We start from the raw sequence: 20907 nt of genomic DNA, 5'->3' as shown, positions 1-20907 counted from the left end.
CCGGTCATACTGATGAGACTACGGTGAAATCTCCGGTAAAGTCGCACCCGATGGAAAACATGTCCACATCTCAGACGCGCCCCAATAATCTGGGGGCTCCCCACGCGGCGGATCGTGTCCGCACTCGCGTTCTTGTCCTGTTTGGGGGCCGCTCCGGTGAGCACCCTATTTCGTGTATCACTGCCGCGGGTGTGTTGCGTGCTATTGACCGTGACCGGTTTGATGTGGTTGCGGTGGGCATCACCCAGGGGGGAAAGTGGGTGTTGGCGTCCACTGATCCTGATGAGGTGGTGACCTCGGGTGACGATCTACCTCACGTGGCGGACAACGGTACCGAGGTGTTGTTGCCCTTTGCCTCGGGTGACAACGAGGTGCGGGTCATCCGCGATGGTGTTCTTGAGTCGGTAGGACCTGTTGATGTAGTGCTGCCGTTGCTGCATGGCCCATTTGGTGAAGATGGCACAGTGCAGGGCATGTTGGAGCTCGCTGACCTACGGTATGTGGGTGTGGGGGTGCTGGGCTCTGCTGTGGGGATGGACAAGCACTACATGAAGCTTGTTTTTGAAGGACATGGCCTTCCAGTAGGGCCGTATACCACTGTGTTTCCCGGGCAGTGGCAGCGTGACCCGGATGAGGTTCGTGCCCGGGTTGTGGCGTTGGGGTTGCCTGTTTTTGTGAAGCCGACTCGTGCGGGCTCATCATTGGGGATTTCGAAGGTCTCCGATGTGGGTGATCTTGACCGGGCGATGGCTGAGGCGCTCAAGCATGACCCGAAGGTGATTATTGAGGCGGGCATTGTCGGCCGTGAGATTGAGTGTGCTGTTCTTGGCGGGCATGGGGACACCCCGGCCCGAGCATCGCTTCCAGGTGAGATCACGATGACTGGTAGCGCCCATGAGTTTTATGACTTTGAGGCGAAGTACCTTGACGATGCGTCAGCCCAGTTGAGTTGCCCAGCTGAGTTGGATGAGACCACCACTGCGACCGTGCGTGAGGTGGCGGTTCGCGCTTTTGACGCGGTGGGCGGGGAAGGGTTGTCTCGCGTTGACGTGTTTGTTCAAGAAGATGGTGCAGTGGTGGTCAATGAGATCAACACGATGCCGGGGTTCACGCCGATTTCCATGTATCCGCGGATGTGGGAGCGATCGGGTGTGTCGTACACCGAGTTGATTTCGGAACTCATTGATCTTGCGTTGGAGCGTCCGCTGGGTCTGCGTTAGTTGCCGTGACCAGCCCGCTGTCAGGGGGCAGTAGTTACGTAACGTGGGTTATCGGCAGAACTGGGTTTGTTCGACTTTCGCGATGGCGGGGGCTACGTCAACGAGTGCGCCGGTGGGTTGTGGTTCGTTGAGTGCGTGTGGCACTTGGACCATGATGGCAGGGTCGCGCCCGTAGGTGGTGAAGATCCACCCGCGGTCGTCGGAGGTGGAGATCCAGTCGACGGTTTCTTCGATGCCGAACACGTTCGTGGTGATGGATTGGCAGTCTTCTTGTGTGGGGGCGGGCTGTTCGACCCCACAGGTAACGACGACCGCACCGTTTCCTTCACTCCATGCGGCGGTTCCTTGCGCTGTGACTTGCGCCCGGGGAAGGTTCAGCACTGATTCTGGGAGGGCGAGCATCACTGATGCGCAGGCTGGGTCGGGCGCGTAGGGGCCAGCGGTGGTGGCGATCGTGGGGGCGCAGCCTGCCAGGATGAGGAAACTTGCGCTCAGGGTGAGTGCGCGTCGCTGTTGGGTCACAGCAACCAGCCTATCGGGTTCGCTTGGGTGGGTGGGGAGTGGGTATCGTGGCGAGCGTGATTGAGCGTGTGGGTGACCTTGATGAGTCGCAGATTATTGACCGGATCCAGCGGTTTCTTTGTGGCACAGTCCACACTGAGGTGGGAGTGGGCGATGATGCTGCTGTTGTGCGTGCCCCAGATGGTCGTGTGGTGGTGTCCACTGATGCGTTGGTGGAGGGGCATCATTTCCGCCGGGAGTGGTCGAGTGCGCGGGATGTGGGGTGGCGGGCTGGGACTCAAAACCTTGCTGACATTGTTGCGATGGGGGCGTCTCCTACATCCATGGTGGTCGCGTTGGGGGTGCCGCGTGACACCCCGGTTCAGTGGGTGATGGACTTTTATGACGGGTTGTCTCAGGTGTGTGCCACGGTGGGTGCGGAGATCGTTGGGGGTGATTTGACGGCTGCCCCTGTCATCATGGTTGCGGTGACGGTGCATGGAAACTTAGGTGGGCAGCCCCCGATATTACGTTCAGGTGCCAGCGTCGGGGACGTTGTTGCTCACACGGGTTCGTGTGGGTGGTCAGCGGCTGGGTTTGCACTGTTGCAGCATGGTGGTGATCTCCGAGGAGATGCTCCTGGTGCCCCTATGGCAGTGGTGGAGCGTGCACTGGCTGCATTTCGTGCGCCGACTTCTCCGTTTGTTCATGGTTTGGCGGCTCAGCATGGTCATGCCCGCGCGATGCTTGATGTCTCTGACGGGGTGCTGCGCGATGTGGGGCGAATCGCAACAGCTTCAGGGGTGGGGGTCAATCTTGACGACCCACTCACCTGGTATGACCCTCAACCATTGATGCAGGTAGCGGCCGTGGTTGATGAGGATGATCCGGCATATGTTGTACGTCAGTGGATGCTCACAGGGGGTGAGGATCATGGGTTTATTGCTGTGTTCCCACCGGATGTTGCTCTTCCTGACGGGTGGACTGCTATTGGCACCGTGGTGCCCCCTCCACGTACCCCGAGTGGTCCTTGTGGGGGAGCAGTTCACCGTGTGCGGGTGCGTGGTGTGGAGACCGGTGAGATGGGGTCAGGCTGGGACCATTTCAGTGGGTCTTCCGGTACCGCAGCGACGTGAGGTAGTCGTCCCCGTAATTCTCGATGCGTTCCACACCGTCGTGGGTGAATCCGTGTCGCTCGTAAAAACGGCGCGCACGATCGTTCTTTTCAAACACCCAAAGGGTCATGGCGTGACCTTCGGGGATGAGTGAATCTGCGTGGTGCATGAGTTCTTTCGCGACACCAAGGCCCCATGCTTCCGGGTCGAGGTACATGGTGTACAACTGGAGGTCGCCTGGTTCGGCGTCCTCATCTTTTGCGGCACCAATGGAGGCGAACCCAAGGACTCGACCGTTTTCTGCCAGGAATACGGTTGTGTCCTCCATGGCGAGAACGTCACGCCACATGTTTTCGCGTTCATCCACGTCTAACTGGTCAAGGTAGTCGTTGGAAATGTACCCGGAGTAGGCCTGCCGCCACGACATGATGTGGATGCGTGCGATCGCGCTTGCATCGGAGTGCTGCGCGTGTCGAACGGTGATCTGTGAGAATTCCTCTGCCATGTGTCCACCTTGCCACGTTGTTGTGGTGAGTTGTAGGGGGGTTCTGTCTGTGTCCAGTCTACGCATGGGATTGAGGATGCACAGAAAACGCCACGAGGGAGATCACACGCATGTGATCTCCCTCGTGGCGTTCAGGTCAGCGTACTGCTGTGTCCTGTCAGATGTTGCGGGTCACCTTGCCTGCTTTGAGGCATGAGGTGCAAACGTTGAGGCGCTTGGGTGCACCGTTGACGATTGCGCGAACGCGCTGGATGTTTGGGTTCCAGCGGCGCTTCGTGCGCACGTGCGAGTGCGAGATGCTGTGCCCGAAGCTTGGGCCCTTGGCGCAGACGTCGCAGATAGCAGCCACGGTCTCTCCTGGTCGTCATGCACGTCGCGAGATGCGACGGCTCAGTCAGTATGTCTTGGTGTGAGTTGTCACCGTGGCGCCTGCCTGACGGCGGGCGACGAAGCGCGGTGGTGTCCCCACGTGCCCAGTGGGCAACTACACTAGGTTAGCCGATAAGGAGGGCGAACCCCAAATATAGTGCGTACGTTCTTCGTCACGTTGCACAACGATGATGGTGTGCTGCAACGGGAACAAGGCGTGGTCCAGTCTAGCGAACCACTCACCTCAGACTCTAGGGCCGAATCGCTTCCCATGCGTGAGATGTGACACCCTCGCCGTTGAGGTGTGACAAGCACAGCTGACTGTCGCGGGTGCGCAGTACGCTGGTACAACACGACACGAAACAGTGAAGGGCGGTGAAGACGCAGCAGTGAGTGACCAGTGGCTCCTGACTCCTGACCACGTCCATCAGTGGATGAACGAGGCCGCCCAACAACTCACCCAAGCCCGAGATGCGCTCAATCGCGCCAATGTGTTCCCCGTCGCGGACGCAGACACCGGAACAAACATGGCTGTCACCATCTCCCACGCCGCTCGCGCAGCCCAGGCCGCAACCAGAACACAGCCACACATTGAGGCCAACGCCCTCCTGTCAGAAGTTGCCCGCGCTGCGATGCACAGCGCCCGAGGGAACTCCGGAGCCATTCTTGCGCAATGGCTCAACGGATTCGCCCATGGTCACACCCAAGCGGGGGTGCCCGCAGCATGTGTCGAGGGCGCTGACAGCGCCTACCGTGCGGTCGCTGACCCGGTGGACGGAACCGTCCTCACTGTCGCGCACGCCGTTGCGCGCGCCGCGAGTACAGGTGACACAACCACTGATGCTGCCACGCGCATCGACAATCTCGCCGAAGTGGCCTACACGTCCTTCCTCGCCACCAACACCCAGCTCGATGCCCTGGCAGACCACGGTGTGCGGGACGCTGGAGCCTGCGGTTTTGTGCTCATCATCCAAGCGCTCGCTACCACGATCCTCGGCCATCACCACACCAATGGGCGCCCTACCCCCCAAGACTTCCTCCGTGTGACCCCACCGGCACCAGACCACCCCAACAGACCCCACACCACAACGGACACCACCACCGCTGGATATGAAGTCACCGCACTCCTGACCTGGAACAAGCCACTGTCACCCACTCAACGCCCCGGTATCGAACGCCGCCTAAAAGACGCCGGAGACTCACTGGTCCTTGGTCGTGGTGTATCACCCAACGACAGCGTCCCATTCCACATCCACACCGACCACCCAGAACGCGTCCTCAACATCTGCGCCGACGTGGCAGACCAGGTCAGTCACATCGCACTTCGTTCCCTCACTCCGCCCCACACCCCCGACGCCCCCCAACCCGTCGTGGTCCTACGCACACCCGTATTCGCCCGAGAACTAGCACGCACCGGTGCGCTCGTCATCCTCACCGGAACCCACCACATCACCACCGAGGAACTCACCGCACTTCTCGACGACACACACACCAGCAACCTCCACATCACCAACCGCGCAACCCACCCGCACACCGCCGCGGCCTTCCCCCACGCCACACCACACCCCAACGACATTGCACTAGCCACCCACCTCACCCACCACGCCTGGGCGATCGACCCCAACGACACACCACCCACAACCCACCTCACCCTCACCCGCGACGACAACCCCATCACAGCGATCACCAACGCCCTCAACACCCTCACCGACGCCGCCCCCCAACCCGCCACAAACGGCACAACCACCATCACCATGCTCACCGACACGCATTACCCCGCCCACCACATCAGCGCGCTCACCCACCACCTCACCACCCTCCACCCCACACCCCCACACCTCACCGTCATCCCCGCCCACACCGCCGGCACCACCGCAGACATCACCCTCACCCGTCATCACTGACGCTGCAGGAGACCCCCATGAGCCACCCGGCCCCCCTCACCGACGACGCCCTCGCCAACCAACCATTCCTCAGCCGGCCCCTCACCAAACTCCTCGGAACAAAAACCGCGACCGCCCTCACCAAACTTGGGCTCACCACCGCCCAAGACCTCCTCTGGCACACACCACGGCGCTACGCCGAACCTGGACGCCTCACCAACATCGGCGCACTCACCGAAGGTGAACACGTCACCGTCATGGCGCGCATCCACTCCACCAGCACCCGCACCATGCGATCCCGATCCGGCGCACTACTCACCGCCCTCGTCACCGACGACACCCACACACTCACACTCGCGTTCTTCGCCCGCAGCGCAGGAGCCCTACGCGTCCACGAAAGTAAACTCCAACCCGGTCGAGTCGCCCTCTTCACCGGAACAGTGCGCGACTACCGAGGCGAACGCCAACTCACCCACCCCGACTACATCATCATCGGAATCGACGCCACCACCACCGACGACGCCATCGACGTAGCCAACCGCCCCATCCCCATCTACCCCGCCACCGCAGGCGTCCCCACCTGGCGCATCGAACGCGCCGTCGCCACCGTCCTTGGTCAACTCACCCCCACCGACGTCCCCGACCCACTCCCAGCCACCATCCGCGAACGCGACCAACTCCCCACCGCCTACGAAGCGCTGCGGATGATCCACCAACCCCACACCGACAGCGACTGGCGCCGCGCCCGTCACCGCATGCGCATCGACGAAGCCTTCGTCATCCAAACCGCGCTCATCCAACGACGCCACACAACCCGCACCCTCCCCGCCACCGCCCGCCCCCACATCGCCGGTCAACTCGCCGACACCTTCGACGCGACCCTGCCCTACACCCTCACCCAAGGACAACGCGACGTCGGCGCAGACATCGCCACAGACCTCGCCTCCACCCACCCCATGCAACGCCTCCTCCAAGGAGACGTCGGATCAGGAAAAACACTCGTCGCACTCAGAGCAATGCTCCAAGTCATCGACAACCACGGACAAGCAGTACTCCTTGCCCCCACTGAAGTCCTCGCAACCCAACACGCCGCGACCCTCACCCAACTCCTTGGCCCCCTCGCCAACGGGCCCCTCACAAAGGGCCCCGCCACCACCATCACCCTCCTCACCGGTTCCCTGACCACCACACAACGCAAACGTGCGCTCCTCGACATCGCCAGCGGCATGGCCGGAATCATCATCGGCACCCACGCAGTACTCTCCGACAACGTCCACTACGCCGACCTCGGACTCGTCATCGTCGACGAACAACACCGATTCGGCGTCCACCAACGCGACACCCTCCGCACCCGCGGAACCCACACCCCCCACATGCTCGTCATGACCGCCACCCCCATCCCACGCACCGTCGCCATGACAGTCTTCGGCGACCTCGACATCTCCACCCTCACCGACATGCCCGCAGGCAGAGCCGGCATCACCACCCACCGCGTCCCCGCAAAAAACCCCACCTGGATGAGCAGAGTCTGGCAACGCGCCGCCGAAGAAATCCACCAAGGCCGCCAGGTCTACGTCGTCTGCCCCCGCATCAACGACACCGAACCAGACCCCACCACCGAACCCGACCTCACCGACCCTGACACACTGCCCCTCGACAACACACCCACCCCACGCACCCTCGCCTCCGTCACCACCACCGCCACCATGCTCGCCAACGAACCCGCGCTCGCAGGGGTGCGCATCGGTGTCTTGCATGGCGGGATGTCCGGCGACGACAAAGACGCAGCCATGGTCAACTTCGCCGACCACACCACCCCGCTCCTGGTTGCCACAACGGTCATCGAGGTGGGGGTCAACGTCCCCACCGCATCGACCATGATCATCCTGGATGCGGACAGGTTCGGGATTTCCCAACTCCACCAGCTCCGTGGCCGGGTTGGCCGAGGAACCGAACCTGGACTGTGTCTCCTCGTGGCCGACACCCAACCAGGAACCCCCGCTGATGACCGACTCAACGCGGTCGCCAGCACCACCGACGGGTTCGACCTCGCCGCGCGAGACTTGGAACTTCGGCGTGAAGGGGACGTGTTAGGGGCAACCCAATCGGGGCGGGGAAGTTCCCTGAAGTTCTTGCGCGTCATCACCGATGCAGACCTGATCGCCACCGCCCGCGAAGATGCCATCACCATCGTGACTGCAGACCCCACACTCACAGACCACCCGGAACTGGCTGCTGCAGTCAGGGCCTATAGTGACGCTGGTCGCGACGAGTACCTTGACCGCGCTTAACGAAGTAGAATCCCACGGTGACTAGAATCGTTGCGGGCCTGGCAGGCGGCCGAGTACTCAAAGTTCCCCCGAAAGGGACACGACCCACAAGCGAACGAGTACGCGAAGCGATTTTCTCCCGCCTGGAGCACTACGACCTTCTCCGGGACACCAAGGTTCTTGACCTGTATGCGGGCTCTGGGGCGCTGGGGTTAGAAGCAGCATCCCGCGGTGCGCGGGAGGTGCTGTTGGTTGAGGCACACAAAGCTGCAGCCGGCATCGCCCGAGACAATGCCACAAAACTCGGTTTGGCTGGGGTGAGCGTGCGGTGTGACCGCGCGGAACACGTGGCTGGGCTACCGACCTCCCCACCATGGGATGTCGTGTTTCTAGACCCGCCGTATGACCTCAGCAATGAGCGTCTTCATGATGTGTTGGCGGCGCTTGTTCCGCATGTTGACGAACGTGCTGTGATCGTCATTGAGCGTTCTGCACGCAGTGGGATGCCTCTCTTGCCCAAACAATGGCGGGTCATGACAAGTAAAACCTACGGTGAGTCAACCGTGTACTACGTGGAACCTGAAGTGCCGCTCGTTGGTTACACGTGCGCGTGATACTCGCTGGGGTCAAATAGGCCGACGGGGACTCGGTCGATGTCTGTGGGCTGCCACAGCCGTACCGCGTCACCTGCAACTGATTCTGCAACAGCAATAGCTGGACCAAACCCTTCTGGGCAGGTGTCAACTATTTCACGGCGAAGGGCTGCTCGAAGTGGCCACGCAATGATGGTGTCCTCATCAATAAAGGCTTCAGGGGCAACCCACAAGGTGACCAGCATGAGCGCGGGAACAGGTGGTTCCCCGTCGCGGATTGCTGGCTGGAAGTAGGGGATGTCAAGGATGCGGCCGCCGTGCTTTGCGTAGAAGCGCATGCGGGCAGCAGGGTCACCGTGGTCATCGGAACTGGGGTGGTAGGTGGGGTGTTCCACCTCGGCGAGGATCATGGTGGGGGAGAACTCGTCACACCATTTCGCAACGGCACAGTCCACGAGCCGTCCTCCGATTCCTGCTCCACGGAGCCCGGGTTGCAGGGCGAGGTACAGCAGCATCATGACGCCTTCGTGGGTGGGTACTGTTCCTACCGCACCGGCAATGATTTTTCCATCTTCTACTGCACCAATGACGTGCAGGAAACGTTGTGTGCAGGCTTCGAGAAATTCGTCTTTTGTGACCAGCTCCGTTGCAGGAAAAGACGGAAGGAGCACATTGTCATAAAATTCTGCGAGGTCCTGTGGTGACTCGAGCACCGCGAAAGGCAAGGTCATCATCCCATCGTGCCGTGGTGGCAATGGTGTTGTTGGGCGCCCATGAAAGCGTCCGTTCCATTACCCTTGCAGAGTGACTATAGCCGTTTGTTCTGGAAGTTTCGACCCCATCACGTGGGGGCATTACGACGTGGTGAAACGCGCACACGAGCTTTTTGACGAGGTGATCGTGGTGGTTGCGGGCAACGCGGCGAAGAACGCAGTGTTTTCGGTGGCCGAGCGGGTGTCGTTGGTGCGCGCGGTCGTTGCTGATCTTCCTGGTGTCACTGTCGATGTGACCGATGGGTTGATCGCCCAGTATTGCGTTGACCGGGGGGCGAGGGTGCTTGTTCGTGGTGTGCGGTCGGGTGCTGATGTGGATCAGGAGCTGGCTATGTCTGGTATGAACCGGGCGATTTCTGGGGTGGATACGGTGTTTCTTCCTGCTCGGCCTGAGCATGCGCATGTGGCGTCTTCTCTGGTCAAGGATGTTGCTCGCCATGGTGGGGATGTGTCCACGTTTGTTCCGCCAGCGGTTGCGGTTGCGTTGCGTGAGCGTTTTTCACCCACTGAGTGAGTCTTCGCGCTAACGTGCTGTCTCGGCGTTATGGTGGAACGGTCAGCCCGCTTACACAACGAGGTCACCATGTCTGATATGCCGTCGTCGGAGACGTTTGTGGAACAGGATCGGCTGGGAGTTCCAGCGTTGTTGGATGCTCTCACGGACTTGGTGGAGCGTGCCCGTGCGATGCCGATGTCGTCGTCGGTGTTGGTGAACCGCAATGAGGCGCTTGATTTGTTGGATGAACTGCGTGAGCAGTTGCCTACGCAGATTACGCGTGCTGATGAGGTGTTGTCAGATGCGGGGCATGTGCTTGACGATGCGCGTGATGAGGCGGACCGAATTGTTGCGGCTGCTCGCGCGCGGGCCCAGGAGTTGGTTGCTCGCGAAGAGGTGGTGCGGGTCGCGCAGGGGCGTGCTGAGGAGATTGTGACTCAGGCTCGTGTTGAGGCGGAGCGGTTGCGGCACGAAGCGGATGATTATTGTGACCGACGGCTTGCTGAGTTTGAGATTGATTTGGGTAAGTTGGTGACGCAGGTTCAGGCGGGTCGGGCCCGGTTGGGGCAGCGGCTTGCTCAGGATTCGCCGGAGACGTGATGTGGTTGGTATCACCGGCACTGTGACCCGTGAAGGGTTGGGTGTTGGGGCTCTGTGGCGTAGGATTAATCGTTGGCGTGCAGCGGTTGCGCGCTAATGGGTGTGTTCACCTGTCACTATCGCTATGAAAAAGGGAGTCAATCATCGCAAGCCCACGTTCGCCGTTTGTGCTCGATGTGTTGGAGCTCAGCCGCCGTCCAGGGTCCATGCGTGAGTATGACCTCGACCTTCACGCGCCGGCTGACTTTGGTACACCTGTCCTGAGCATTCCTGAAGGCGACCCACTTGACGTGTCTGTTCGCGCTGAGTCGGTTGTTGAAGGTGTTCTTGTGTCCGGAACCATTCGCGGTACTGCCCGCGGGGAGTGTGTTCGGTGCTTGGAACCTGTGACGTCACCTGTTGATGTCACGTTCCATGAACTGTTCTTCTACCCTGAGCGTGCACGTCTCATGAGTGACGAGGGAGACGAGGACGATGATGTTGTAGTCCTCGAGGACGATGAAATCGATCTGGAGCAAGTTCTTCGCGATTCCGTCGTCTTTGAACTACCATTTCAACCGTTGTGTTCACCGGACTGCCGTGGTTTGTGTTCCGAATGCGGAGCGCGTCTGGCAGATGACGATGACCACTATCATGACAATGTTGACCCTCGCTGGTCGGCGTTACATACCTTGTTCAACGAGACGAAAGAGAGCTAGCCGTGGCTGTTCCAAAGCGCAAGATGTCGCGCGCCAACACCCGTGCGCGCCGTTCGCAGTGGAAGGCAACCGCAGCGAACCTCGCCACTTGCCCGCAGTGCAAGGCCGCAAAGTTGCCGCACACTGCGTGCCCAACGTGCGGGTCCTACAACGGGCGTCAGTACGCTGAGGCGCTGCGTTCCGTGCACGCTGAGTGATGGGTTTTTCCTCACTGACCTGATGAAGGGTACTCCGGTGGCTTCTGCGAAAGACAAACAGGCCGCGCCGGCGTCAGAACTTCTCTCGAAGCTCGGGATCCATCTGGATCCCGAGCTTCTTGTTCTCGCGTTGACGCACCGATCCTTTGCTCATGAGGCGGGGGGGATCCCCACGAATGAGCGGCTTGAGTTTCTTGGCGATGCGGTTCTTGGACTGGTGAGTGCGGAAGCGTTGTTCCGTGGTCACCCGGACCGACCTGAGGGTGATTTGGCGCGGATGCGTGCGGCAACGGTGTCGCAGCGGCCGTTGGCTCAGGCGGCGCGGACCTTGAATTTGGGGTCGTATATTTTGCTGGGCAAGGGGGAGTCTCGTACTGGTGGTGCGGACAAGGACTCTATTTTGTCGGACACGGTGGAAGCGATCATTGGCGCTGTGTATGTCACTCATGGGTTGGAAACTGCCCGGGAGTTTGTGCACCGGTTGCTGGGGGAGACCATGCGTGAGGCCGCGACAATGGGTGCTGGTTTGGATTGGAAAACAGCGATCCAGGAGTTGTGTGCCCAGCTAGGGTACCCGCAACCGACGTACGATTTCACGTCGCAGGGCCCTGATCATGCGCGCGTTTTTACCTCCACTGTGGTGATTGAGGACCGTCGTTATGGTTCCGGTGAAGGCACGTCAAAGAAACTTGCGGAGCAGCAGGCTGCGCACCGTAGCTATGACGTGCTTGTTGCGGAACGAGACGCCGCTCAGGGGAAGTGACCTGGGGTGCCGGAGTTACCTGAGGTGGAAACTGTGCGTGATGGGTTAGCTCGTCATGTGCTGGGTCACCAGGTCACTGGTGTTGAGGTGTTCCGTGAGTATTCGGTGCGCCGCCATGAGGGTGGTCCCCACGATTTTAGTGCGCGGCTTTCTGGCCGGGTGATGCGCGGGTGGGCGCGTCGTGGGAAGTTCTTGTGGTGTGAGTTTGATGAGCCTGGTGAGGTGTTGGTCGCCCATTTGGGGATGAGCGGGCAATTGCTCATTAAGGAAGCTCAGGACGCGGAACCGCGCCACCCGCATGTGCGGGTGCGTTTGTGGACGCACACAGCGGACGGTAGAGAAGGCGTCGTTGATTTTGTGGACCAGCGCACGTTCGGGTATTTAGCGTTGTCACCTACTGTTGCTACTGCCGATGCGCGTCCTGGTGGGCGGGGTAGCGAACGTGCTGTTGTCCCTTCGTTGGCGGAGCATATCGCCCGTGATCTTCTTGACCCGGTGTTGGCGGTGGGGTCTGTGCAGTGGGAGGCTCTCCTTGACCGGTGTGTGGGGTCGAAGGTTGCGGTGAAACGGCTTCTGCTTGACCAGTCTGTGATGTCTGGTGTGGGCAACATTTACGCTGATGAGGGGTTGTGGCGGGCGCGTATTCATGGAGAGAGCGCCGCGAACGCGGTGACCCGCACCGCGTGGCGGCGTCTTCTTACTCACCTGGGTGAGGTGATGGGTGAAGCGTTGGTGCAGGGCGGCACCAGCTTTGATGACTTGTATGTCAACGTTAACGGACAGTCGGGGTATTTTGACCGGTCGTTGAACGTGTATGGGCGTGAGGGTGAGCCATGCAGGCGGTGTGCTACCCCTATCCGCCGCTCAGCGTTCATGAACCGGTCTTCATTCTGGTGTCCGCGGTGCCAACGGAAACGGTCACTGCGTACGGGGTAATACCTGGTTGTTACGCATTCTGAGTGAACCGTGGATTGTTGATTGCGAACGCTAGGTGTGGCATGTCAACACCCCGGTAGTGTTTGACGAACCGGCCACGAACGGTCATACCGAGGCGGATCGCAACGTTCATGGAGGCAATGTTGGTGTCCCGCACCTGAGCCCACACCTTGTGCTCGTTGACGTGGTGAAACGCATAGTCTCTGCATGCGGACGCAGCCTCAACGGCGAACCCTTGATGCCAGTGAGCGTGATGAAACAGGTATCCCACCTCAATCACATCGCGGTCGAGTATTGTTTGCCGGGTCAGTCCACACTGCCCGATCATCACACCAGTGTCACGGTTGATGGCAGCCCATAACCCATACCCGTCAGAGTCATACCGCTCGAGCATCCGGCAGAACCATGCATGAACCATGTCGTTGCTGAACGCACCCTCGTAGGCGTGCATTGTCTGTTCGTCCTGGAGGAGAGTAGACAGGCTGGGAAGGTCTTCTTCAGTGAGCTCGCGCAGAATCAAACGCGGAGTCATCAGGTGAACTGTAGGGGCAGCACTGGTCATGCAGTGATCCTACGTGCCCCAGGGAAACAAGGGCGTGCGGGGTAAGGATCAGGTTGGGGGCGTCCCATAATGGGGAAGAGTCTGGGAGTGGTTCACGGTCGGTGACATCCACGGCTGCTCCACCAAGAGCACCTGAATGAAACGGAGGTTTTCCCTGTGATGAGGTTCCGCATCGGTGTGTGTCTTGATCGTCGAATCTGAGCGCCGCAAGTGCTGAGTGGTACCATAAATCTGTACCAGCCAAGTGAGTGAAGGAGACCGCCATGTCCATCAGCGCGAGCGAGGCCCGCAAGACGCTGTTTCCGCTCATCGAGCGCGTGAACCAGGATCACGAAGCTATCGAGATCGTCTCCCGCAAGGGCAACGCGGTGCTCATGCCGGCCGACGAGTACGCCGCCTGGCAGGAGACCGCCTACCTGTTCCGCTCGCCGGCGAACGCGCGCAGGCTGCTCGACGCCTACGACCGCGCCCGCGCCGGGAAGGTGCAGGCTCACGAACTCGACCGCTCCGACGAGCCCGCAGATCAGCCTCGGGGCATCTGAGTGCGGCTGGTTTGGGACGAGGCCGCCTGGGAGGACTACAAGCACTGGCAGACGGCCGACCGGAGGGTCCTCAAGCGGATCAACCTGCTCATTGACGCCTGCCTGCGCGAGCCGTTCGAGGGCATTGGCAAGCCTGAGCAGCTGAAGTACGGCGTGCAGGGCTCGTGGTCCCGGCGGATCAATGAGGAGCACAGGCTCGTCTATCTCGTCGACGGCGACGATCTCGTGATCCTGCAGGCCCGCTACCACTACTGAGGCAAACTGCCGGTGGATCACCTCGGTGCCCTGGTCTTCAACGCCCTGGTGGTGTTTGACGAACCGGTCACGAGCGGTCATACCGGGGCGGATGGCAACGTTCATGGAAGTAAGGTTGGTGTCCCAGGGAAATAAGGGCGTCTAGGTGACGAGGTTGGCGGGGGTGCCGCCTGCATGGAATACCTCAATGTTTGTGGACAGGAACTCACCAGCCCCTTCTGGGCGTCCACCTGCAGCGTGCGGGGTAAGGATCAGGTTGGGGGCGTCCCATAATGGGGAAGAGTCTGGGAGTGGTTCACGGTCGGTGACATCCAGGGCTGCTCCACCAAGGGAGCCTGAATGTAATGCGGCAACTAGGTCGTCCTCGTTGACAACGCTGCCACGGCCCACGTTCACGAACCACGCGTGGGTGGGGAGCGCATCGAAAATTTGACGGTTTGCTACCCCTAAAGTGTCAGCGGTTGCCGGCAACACGGAGACAAGGATGTCCGTGACGGGCAGCACCTCACCCATGTGGTCAGGGGTCATGGTGTGGAAGCCTGCTCGGTCCCCTTCACTGCGCGCAACCGGGAGTACCCGCGCACCCAGCATTGTGACGTAAGAGGCCAACGTTTGCCCAATAGACCCAAACCCCCAAATCATGATGTTTGCTCCATCAATGGTGCCTAAGCCGGGGAGCCCGCCATCACCGGGTGTGCGGTCCGTTAACAAACCAGGGTGCTGCACGCCACCAAGGGAAAGATCCCACCGGTGATCACACCGCGCCTCATGCATCAGATCAAACCGGCGCACCGCCGCAAGAATCATCATGAGCGTGTGTTCAGCCACTGGCCGATCATGTAACCCACGCCCGCTCGTGATCATCACATGAGGGGCAAAACCGGCGTGAATAACCCCGTCCACTCCTGCTGACAGCGCAGCCACCCATCGGAGGTTCGCCAAGTCGCGGGCGCACCCGGCCAAATTTTTCCGAGAATTCCCCCACGCAACAAGAACCTGTGTGTCATGGTGCTCAGCGGGAACCTCCACACGCGGGTCGTATCGGGCCACCGTCACCCCAGGTGGAACCCGAATCTCATCATGAACTGTGCTGGGCACCAAAATCTTCACGCCACCAGGCTATCTGGCACCCAGCGGTCGTGCAGGTCCACTGCAAGACCGAAACACCGGACAACTCGAAGGAAAAGCGCGCCCCAATGCGTAGAATGACCGTGTGGAGAGCACAGCAAGCGGCCAAGCCGCAGACATCAGAGTCATGATCGTTGACGACCATGAAGTCGTCCGTCGCGGAATCGCTGAGGTGATTGACCGCACCGAAGGGATGGGCGTGGTTGCCGAAGCAGGCAGCGTCGCGGAAGGAATCCGACGCGCCGAACTAGTCAACCCGCAGGTTATGCTTGTTGACCTCCAACTTCCTGACGGAACCGGCATCGACATGATGCGCACACTCCGGCAATCAAAACCCGAGATCCGTGCAATCGTGTTAACCAGCTTTGACGACGACTCCGCGCTCGCCGCCGCTCTCGATGTGGGGGCCGCCGCCTACGTGTTGAAGTCAGTGCGAGGAGCTGAGATCGCCGAGGTGGTCCGCGCTGTCGCAGCAGGCCGTGTCCTGCTTGACGAGCGAACCGTGACTCGCCGCCGCAAAGAACACGATGACCCCACCGAGGATCTCACCCCATCAGAGTTACGTGTCGTTGAACTCATTGGTGAAGGGCTCTCCAACCGTGAAATTGCCGAACGGTTGTCCATCGCGGAAAAAACCGTGAAAAACCACATCACGAGCTTGCTGGCAAAAATGGGGTGGCAGCGCCGAACCCAAGTCGCAGCGTGGGTTGCTGCCCGTAAACACCACGCCTGGTCAGAACCAGGCAAATAGGTCGCGGCCTTACGGGACCGTGGTGGGTGATATGGCCTGAACACCGCTAATCGGGGCGGTCCAGGTCAGTAACGCGCCACGGCCCGTAGGGGAGTTATCGAGAGCGTACGCACCACCGTGTTGGCGAGCACGTGCAGCCAGGTTCCACGTCCCTGATTTGCGCCCAGACACGTCTTTCAGCCCGATGCCGTCATCTTCCACCTCAATATCAACCCGGCCAGGTTCCCCTGGTGCAGGCGAGGAATGGAAGGACACCCGAACCGCCACAGACTGAGCTTGTGCGTGACGGGCCGAATTAGCAAGTCCCTCACGCACAACCGCGAGGATGTCATCGGACAACGACTTCGAAATCATCGAGTCAATCGTGTCCTCAGCCTCATCCAATGCGCCAAGGTCTTGCCCATCAAGAGAAATCACCAGCGACGGCGCAAATCCTAGGCCGGTACGGGCAAGCGCCGACTCACGCCGCAACCGTTCCACAATGCCTGTTGCCGCGTCAGGGTCACGCAACGAATGCACAATGGAACGAATCTCACGCACCGAGTTGTCAACATTGTCGAGGGCTTCATCAAGGATCGCAATCAGCCCAGCCTTATCTAAACCACGAGCAGCACGGCGGCGTACCACCTCAAGTTGCATACCGGTGGCAAACAACTGTTGGATTGCAAGGTCATGCAAGTCCCTGGCGATCCGCTCACGTTCCTCAACAAGTTTCGACAAATCCTGCGCCTGACGTGCTTCCGAGAGAACAAGGGCAAGAGCAGCCTGGTCTGCGAACGACGAAGCCCGCTCCAAATCCTTGGTGATAAACGATTCTTCACCCACTTTGCGGAGCAACACCAACACACCCACGGGTTTCTCCGTTGTGCCCATCGGGGCGTACAACGCGGGACCAAACTTTCGCATCTCCGGGTGCGACAGGTTCCGTGCCTTCGCTAACGAAGGGATAATCTTTGCTTTCCCCGTGCGAAGTGCCGTCCACGACAAACCCTCACGAGGCATCACCAGCCCAAGCAGTTCGTGCGCATTCCAGCCGTGCACAATTTCCATAACCAGTTCTCCCCGCAACCCAGGAAGAACAAGCCCCGCTGTTTCCGCATCGGCAATATCACGCGCCACGGTGACAATATGCTCAAGAACATCCTCCTCAGGGGAACCCTGGAGAAGCATTGTCGTGATCTCCGACCCAGCGCTGAGCCACTTTTCACGTTCAATTGCGTCAGCTTCGGAGGGCAGCATCGCTCGTCCTTGTCGTAGTGAGGAAGTGTGTGATGACCACATTACTGGACTACCGGAGCCTCAGCGTCGACGGCACGACGGTAACCAGCATGGCCTGCCACAAGTTCCTCATGCGAACCGCGCGCAGCAATGCCCCCATCCTCCAGGTACACCACGGTTGACGCATGACGCAACGGGGTGAGCCGGTGAGTGGCCACAACAACAGTGCGCCCGTGATCGTTGGCCACCGTAGTCAAAAGATCAGTGATTACCGTGTCCGCTGTTTCTGGGTCAAGGTGCTCACCAGGTTCGTCAAACAACACAATCGGAGCGGAGGAACACAACGCCCGAGCCACCAACAAACGCCGACGCTCCCCACCAGACATCGTGGTCCCATCCGGTCCCAACACAGTGTCAAGCCCTTCAGGCAACCCCTCAACCCACTGCGCCAACCCGGCCGCAGCCAATGCGGCACGCGCATCGTCAGGGGTGACGTCTCCGCGAGCAACCCGCAGATTCTCAAGAATCGTGGTGTCAAAAACATGGTCATCCTCAGCCACGACCACAACATGCGCTGCGGCGTCGTGCTGGTTCGCCGGACCAATGCGCGCCCCATCCACCATGACCGTGCCCGCATGTGCTGGAAGCAACCCCGCCAACGTATACAGCAAGGTCGTTTTCCCAGTCCCCGAAGGTCCAGCCAACGCAATGGACTGCCCAGGCAGCGCCGTCAAAGACACCCCAGACACCACCGTGTGACCAGGCCACCCAGCCGCAAGCCCCTCAGCAACCAAGGTCGGGTGAGCAGACACCGCAGAAAGATCATCCGTGGCCGTGTCATCCAAGGGGCGTGCCGCATCGTCAAGTAACGCCACAATACGCCGGGCCGCGGTCGCTGAGGTGTGCAACTGCAACGCTGCAGCCGGCAACCCTTGATGAATCTCAAACACCGCGAGGGGGGTCAACACCACAACCGCCAACGCCACCGGGGACAACAACCCGGCGTTCGTCGCGGGAATCGACACGACCGCCGCACTGACAGCCGATGCGACAACCGCGAACACAAACACAAACTGTGCCAGCGCATCAAGTCGGGAATTACGTTCCAGCGCATCGTCAAGTGACCGTTCCCGCTCACCCAACAAACGAACAAGTGCGGTGTCATCCCCATGCACGAGAACCTGCCCAGGGGAGTGGAGCAGATCATGGGCGACCTCAGAAATACCGGAACGCGCATTAGAGATCTGTTGCTCGGAACCGCGACCAGCGCGCTGCGCCAACCACGGGGCAACCACACCAGCCAGGATCATGCACACAGCCAACGTCAGTGCAGCAGGTGGATACAACGAACCAATCAGAAGCAACGACCCCACCGACAACACAGCCGCAACCGCACCGGGGATCACCGCTTTCACAATGACATCGCCCACTGCATCAACATCAGCCGACACACGCGTCATCAAATCACCACGGGACACCGACGTCACCGCCGCAATATTTCCCCGCGACAACCTGTCATACACGTTCGTGCGCAACGAAGCCATCCCAGACAGCGCCACCTGGTGCGACGCAAGCCGCTCCAAGTAGCGGAACAACCCACGGGTCACCCCAAAGGCACGCACCGCCACCGTCGCCACCGACAACATCATGACCGGGGGCATCTGCGAGGCACGAGCAATCAACCATGCAGACACCGCCCCCAACGCAATGGCACTACCCAACGCCACCACACCGGCCGTCACCGCTTTGATCACAGCCCACGGCGATACATCAAGCAAACCAAGAGCAACCCGCAAGTCACGCACCGCGCCAACGCGCTCACCAACACCACCTGAACGTGTCACACCGGGCTCCTCTCCCACACCGAGGACCGCACATCCACCACACGATCCGCAAGAGAAAGCAACGACGGCCGGTGCGCCACCACAAGCACGGCACGACCAGCATCACGAAGATCCTTCATTGCAGCCATGACCGTTTCCTCCGTTGCCGCATCAAGGTGAGCAGTGGGCTCATCAAGCACAACAACACCAGCGTCACTGAGCAACGTCCGAGCCACATGAACCCGCTGCCGCTGCCCGACAGACAACCCCACACCCCCGTAGCCCACCCGGGTATCCAACCCTGCTGCAAGACCAGCGACCACAGTGTCAAGCCCACTAGCAGCCAACGCCTGCTGCACCCGCTCAGGAGTGTGGTCAGCCACCCCAAGAATCTCTGCAAGAGACGCAGGAGGCAACGGTGAACGCTGATTCAACCACGCCACATGTCGCCACAACGTCCCCACCTCAACATCTGGCATATCCGTGGTCACGCCCCCTTGCGTGACTGTCACCCGCCCCGAAGTGGGGGTAACAAGCCCAAGAGCCACCAACACGGCCGTCGACTTCCCCGAACCTGAAGGCCCACGCAACGCAGTGATCACACCCGGTTCAACCGAGAAGCTCACCCCCGCAGGTGCATCAACAGCCCGCTCAGGCGACCCAACCGACACATCACGCACGTCGATCCGCACATCACCATGGCCAGACAAACACACCTGGCCAGGAGGCCGAACCGGCTCATCAAGAACCGCTTTCGCCCGCTCCCACGCCGCAATACCATTCGTTGACGCATGAAAATGCTGACCCACCTGCCGCAAAGGCAAATGCACTTCCGGAGCCAAAATAATCACAGCAAGAGCAGCCTCCAACCCCACCTGCCCATACACAAGACGAAGCCCCATCGCCACCGCCACCAACGCAACGGACAACGTCGTCAACAACTCCAACACCATCCCCGACAAAAACGCCACCCGCAGCGTTGTCATCGTTGAGCGCGTATACGCCTCACCCAGCGCTCGCACCCGGGCAGCAGGCCCGCGCTCGCGGCCAAATGAACGAAGAGTTGCAAGTCCAGTGAGCAGGTCAAGGACTTGCGCACCAAGGCGCGACATCGTGACCAGTCGGCGTTGCGAAGATGTTTGAGTCAGTGTGCCTACGAGAATCATGAACAACGGCACCAGCGGGATGGTCCCCGCGATGATGAGCCCAGAGATGATATCCAACCCAAACACCAGAACTAACGCGACTGGAGTGACAGTGGCGGTCAACAACAGTTGAGGCAAATAGTTGATGATGTAGGGCCGTAAATCTTCCAGCCCCCGCGTGGTCAGGGTATGGAGGTCCGAGGCGCGCGTACCAGATTCAGTGGGTGCAGTGAGCCATCGTGGCCCAAGCGCGAGGGCGCGGGTCAATAAGTCGCGACGAAGCCCGGCAATGACACGGGTCGCAGCCCGATGTGCAAACCGGGTTTGAAGCGCTGCCACACCCGCCCGTGCAACAGCAACACACGCAAGCGCAATCAACGGGACACGCACATCGGTCAGCGTGGCATTCGCTGTGATGACCGGGGCGAGGACCGCGGCGAGGAGGACAGCTTGTGCAAGAACAAGACCTGAGGTGACGAAGCCGAGCGCGGCCGTGAGGATCACGTATCCTCGGGCCGCGCTCGTGTGCCGGAGCAGGTCAGGGTCGAGTGGCTTCACGCACCA

At 60.4% G+C, this 20907-nt stretch carries 24 protein-coding genes; 14 read left to right on the top strand and 10 right to left on the bottom strand.

Annotation, left to right across the window (positions count from 1 at the left end; genetic code table 11):
- Window positions 1-59: 59 nt before the first annotated feature.
- Window positions 60-1220, top strand: coding sequence for a D-alanine--D-alanine ligase family protein (locus JDEN_RS08450; protein WP_041288371.1), 1161 nt, complete (start codon window positions 60-62; stop codon window positions 1218-1220).
- 48 nt (window positions 1221-1268) lie between these two features.
- Here JDEN_RS08450 and JDEN_RS08445 read toward each other — a convergent pair whose 3' ends face one another.
- Entirely contained in the window at window positions 1269-1742 is a 474-nt protein-coding gene (locus JDEN_RS08445; RefSeq protein ID WP_015771954.1) for a DUF3515 family protein, read from the bottom strand.
- A gap of 47 nt (window positions 1743-1789) precedes the next feature.
- Between JDEN_RS08445 and JDEN_RS08440 the strand changes: the two genes are divergently transcribed.
- Entirely contained in the window at window positions 1790-2857 is a 1068-nt protein-coding gene (locus JDEN_RS08440; protein WP_015771953.1) for a thiamine-phosphate kinase, read from the top strand.
- Here JDEN_RS08440 and JDEN_RS08435 read toward each other — a convergent pair.
- Together JDEN_RS08435 and rpmB are read right to left on the bottom strand one after the other, a co-directional pair.
- Window positions 2826-3341, bottom strand: a complete 516-nt coding sequence (locus JDEN_RS08435) for a GNAT family N-acetyltransferase (RefSeq protein WP_015771952.1) — start codon at window positions 3339-3341, stop codon at window positions 2826-2828. The two genes, JDEN_RS08440 and JDEN_RS08435, sit on opposite strands and share 32 nt — an antisense overlap.
- Before the next feature lie 157 nt (window positions 3342-3498).
- Window positions 3499-3690, bottom strand: coding sequence for a 50S ribosomal protein L28 (gene rpmB / locus JDEN_RS08430; RefSeq protein ID WP_015771951.1), 192 nt, complete (start codon window positions 3688-3690; stop codon window positions 3499-3501).
- Window positions 3691-4099: 409 nt separating this feature from the next.
- On the opposite strand from rpmB, the gene JDEN_RS14205 reads away from it, so the two are divergent.
- From JDEN_RS14205 to rsmD, 3 genes are read left to right on the top strand one after another with little or no spacing between them, the layout of a single operon-like run.
- On the top strand, window positions 4100-5614 hold the full coding sequence (locus tag JDEN_RS14205) for a DAK2 domain-containing protein (protein WP_143713282.1): 1515 nt from the start codon (window positions 4100-4102) through the stop codon (window positions 5612-5614).
- A 17-nt stretch (window positions 5615-5631) separates the two neighbouring features.
- A complete protein-coding gene (locus JDEN_RS08420; protein ID WP_015771949.1) occupies window positions 5632-7884 on the top strand; it encodes an ATP-dependent DNA helicase RecG in 2253 nt (750 codons plus the stop codon).
- A gap of 17 nt (window positions 7885-7901) precedes the next feature.
- Window positions 7902-8477 carry a 16S rRNA (guanine(966)-N(2))-methyltransferase RsmD gene (gene rsmD, locus JDEN_RS08415; protein WP_015771948.1) on the top strand — a complete coding sequence of 192 codons (576 nt, stop codon included), beginning with the start codon at window positions 7902-7904 and terminating at the stop codon, window positions 8475-8477.
- On the opposite strand, the gene JDEN_RS13030 is transcribed toward rsmD, so the two are convergent.
- Window positions 8462-9187, bottom strand: coding sequence for a GNAT family N-acetyltransferase (locus tag JDEN_RS13030; protein WP_015771947.1), 726 nt, complete (start codon window positions 9185-9187; stop codon window positions 8462-8464). The genes rsmD and JDEN_RS13030 overlap by 16 nt on opposite strands.
- 73 nt (window positions 9188-9260) lie before the next feature.
- Between JDEN_RS13030 and coaD the strand changes: the two genes are divergently transcribed.
- From coaD to mutM, 6 genes are all read left to right on the top strand, one after another.
- Window positions 9261-9743, top strand: coding sequence for a pantetheine-phosphate adenylyltransferase (gene coaD, locus JDEN_RS08405; RefSeq protein WP_015771946.1), 483 nt, complete (start codon window positions 9261-9263; stop codon window positions 9741-9743).
- A gap of 78 nt (window positions 9744-9821) precedes the next feature.
- A complete protein-coding gene (locus JDEN_RS08400; protein ID WP_105597337.1) occupies window positions 9822-10325 on the top strand; it encodes a hypothetical protein in 504 nt (167 codons plus the stop codon).
- 167 nt (window positions 10326-10492) lie between these two features.
- Complete coding sequence (locus JDEN_RS08395; RefSeq protein WP_015771943.1) at window positions 10493-11023, top strand: YceD family protein; 531 nt, start codon at window positions 10493-10495, stop codon at window positions 11021-11023.
- 2 nt (window positions 11024-11025) lie between these two features.
- Window positions 11026-11220 carry a 50S ribosomal protein L32 gene (rpmF, locus tag JDEN_RS08390; protein WP_015771942.1) on the top strand — a complete coding sequence of 65 codons (195 nt, stop codon included), beginning with the start codon at window positions 11026-11028 and terminating at the stop codon, window positions 11218-11220.
- Window positions 11221-11242: 22 nt separating this feature from the next.
- A complete protein-coding gene (gene rnc / locus JDEN_RS08385; RefSeq protein WP_049754459.1) occupies window positions 11243-11983 on the top strand; it encodes a ribonuclease III in 741 nt (246 codons plus the stop codon).
- 6 nt (window positions 11984-11989) lie between these two features.
- Entirely contained in the window at window positions 11990-12919 is a 930-nt protein-coding gene (gene mutM / locus JDEN_RS08380; protein ID WP_015771940.1) for a bifunctional DNA-formamidopyrimidine glycosylase/DNA-(apurinic or apyrimidinic site) lyase, read from the top strand.
- A gap of 10 nt (window positions 12920-12929) precedes the next feature.
- Here the strand turns inward: mutM and JDEN_RS08375 are convergent, their stop codons facing one another.
- A complete protein-coding gene (locus tag JDEN_RS08375) occupies window positions 12930-13451 on the bottom strand; it encodes a GNAT family N-acetyltransferase (protein WP_226926569.1) in 522 nt (173 codons plus the stop codon).
- Entirely contained in the window at window positions 13417-13746 is a 330-nt protein-coding gene (locus JDEN_RS14320; protein ID WP_407928326.1) for an NAD(P)-dependent oxidoreductase, read from the bottom strand. The genes JDEN_RS08375 and JDEN_RS14320 overlap by 35 nt, the downstream gene beginning before the upstream one ends.
- Here JDEN_RS14320 and JDEN_RS08370 point away from each other — a divergent pair.
- Both JDEN_RS08370 and JDEN_RS08365 read left to right on the top strand, forming a co-directional pair.
- Window positions 13745-14023 (top strand): type II toxin-antitoxin system Phd/YefM family antitoxin, encoded by a 279-nt coding sequence (locus JDEN_RS08370; protein ID WP_015771938.1) that lies wholly within the window; start codon window positions 13745-13747, stop codon window positions 14021-14023. The genes JDEN_RS14320 and JDEN_RS08370 overlap by 2 nt on opposite strands.
- On the top strand, window positions 14024-14278 hold the full coding sequence (locus tag JDEN_RS08365; protein ID WP_015771937.1) for a Txe/YoeB family addiction module toxin: 255 nt from the start codon (window positions 14024-14026) through the stop codon (window positions 14276-14278).
- A 141-nt stretch (window positions 14279-14419) separates the two neighbouring features.
- Here the strand turns inward: JDEN_RS08365 and JDEN_RS08360 are convergent, their stop codons facing one another.
- Entirely contained in the window at window positions 14420-15388 is a 969-nt protein-coding gene (locus JDEN_RS08360) for a phosphoglycerate dehydrogenase (protein WP_015771936.1), read from the bottom strand.
- Between the two features lie 145 nt (window positions 15389-15533).
- Between JDEN_RS08360 and JDEN_RS08355 the strand changes: the two genes are divergently transcribed.
- Complete coding sequence (locus JDEN_RS08355) at window positions 15534-16157, top strand: response regulator (protein ID WP_015771935.1); 624 nt, start codon at window positions 15534-15536, stop codon at window positions 16155-16157.
- A gap of 9 nt (window positions 16158-16166) precedes the next feature.
- Here the strand turns inward: JDEN_RS08355 and JDEN_RS08350 are convergent, their stop codons facing one another.
- From JDEN_RS08350 to cydD, 3 genes are read right to left on the bottom strand one after another with little or no spacing between them, the layout of a single operon-like run.
- Window positions 16167-17396: a sensor histidine kinase gene (locus JDEN_RS08350; RefSeq protein WP_015771934.1), complete on the bottom strand. Its 1230-nt coding sequence runs from the start codon at window positions 17394-17396 to the stop codon at window positions 16167-16169.
- 41 nt (window positions 17397-17437) lie between these two features.
- On the bottom strand, window positions 17438-19219 hold the full coding sequence (gene cydC, locus JDEN_RS08345) for a thiol reductant ABC exporter subunit CydC (RefSeq protein ID WP_015771933.1): 1782 nt from the start codon (window positions 19217-19219) through the stop codon (window positions 17438-17440).
- A complete protein-coding gene (gene cydD, locus JDEN_RS08340; protein ID WP_015771932.1) occupies window positions 19216-20901 on the bottom strand; it encodes a thiol reductant ABC exporter subunit CydD in 1686 nt (561 codons plus the stop codon). The genes cydC and cydD overlap by 4 nt, the downstream gene beginning before the upstream one ends.
- Window positions 20902-20907: the final 6 nt, after the last annotated feature.

Source organism: Jonesia denitrificans DSM 20603 (assembly GCF_000024065.1).
In the GTDB taxonomy this organism is placed as follows: domain Bacteria; phylum Actinomycetota; class Actinomycetes; order Actinomycetales; family Cellulomonadaceae; genus Jonesia; species Jonesia denitrificans.
This window is presented reverse-complemented; position numbering and strand designations above follow the sequence as displayed.

Bases quoted from the DNA above. Each gene is read 5' to 3' on its own strand.
- JDEN_RS08450 (WP_041288371.1), top strand. From the start codon at position 60: ATGTCCACATCTCAGACGCGCCCCAATAATCTGGGGGCTCCCCACGCG.
- JDEN_RS08435 (WP_015771952.1), bottom strand. From the start codon at position 3,341: ATGGCAGAGGAATTCTCACAGATCACCGTTCGACACGCGCAGCACTCC.
- JDEN_RS08420 (WP_015771949.1), top strand. From the start codon at position 5,632: ATGAGCCACCCGGCCCCCCTCACCGACGACGCCCTCGCCAACCAACCA.
- JDEN_RS13030 (WP_015771947.1), bottom strand. From the start codon at position 9,187: ATGACCTTGCCTTTCGCGGTGCTCGAGTCACCACAGGACCTCGCAGAA.
- JDEN_RS08400 (WP_105597337.1), top strand. From the start codon at position 9,822: ATGCCGTCGTCGGAGACGTTTGTGGAACAGGATCGGCTGGGAGTTCCA.
- rnc (WP_049754459.1), top strand. From the start codon at position 11,243: ATGAAGGGTACTCCGGTGGCTTCTGCGAAAGACAAACAGGCCGCGCCG.
- JDEN_RS08375 (WP_226926569.1), bottom strand. From the start codon at position 13,451: ATGACTCCGCGTTTGATTCTGCGCGAGCTCACTGAAGAAGACCTTCCC.
- JDEN_RS08370 (WP_015771938.1), top strand. From the start codon at position 13,745: ATGTCCATCAGCGCGAGCGAGGCCCGCAAGACGCTGTTTCCGCTCATC.
- JDEN_RS14320 (WP_407928326.1), bottom strand. From the start codon at position 13,746: ATGGCGGTCTCCTTCACTCACTTGGCTGGTACAGATTTATGGTACCAC.
- JDEN_RS08355 (WP_015771935.1), top strand. From the start codon at position 15,534: ATGATCGTTGACGACCATGAAGTCGTCCGTCGCGGAATCGCTGAGGTG.
- JDEN_RS08350 (WP_015771934.1), bottom strand. From the start codon at position 17,396: ATGCTGCCCTCCGAAGCTGACGCAATTGAACGTGAAAAGTGGCTCAGC.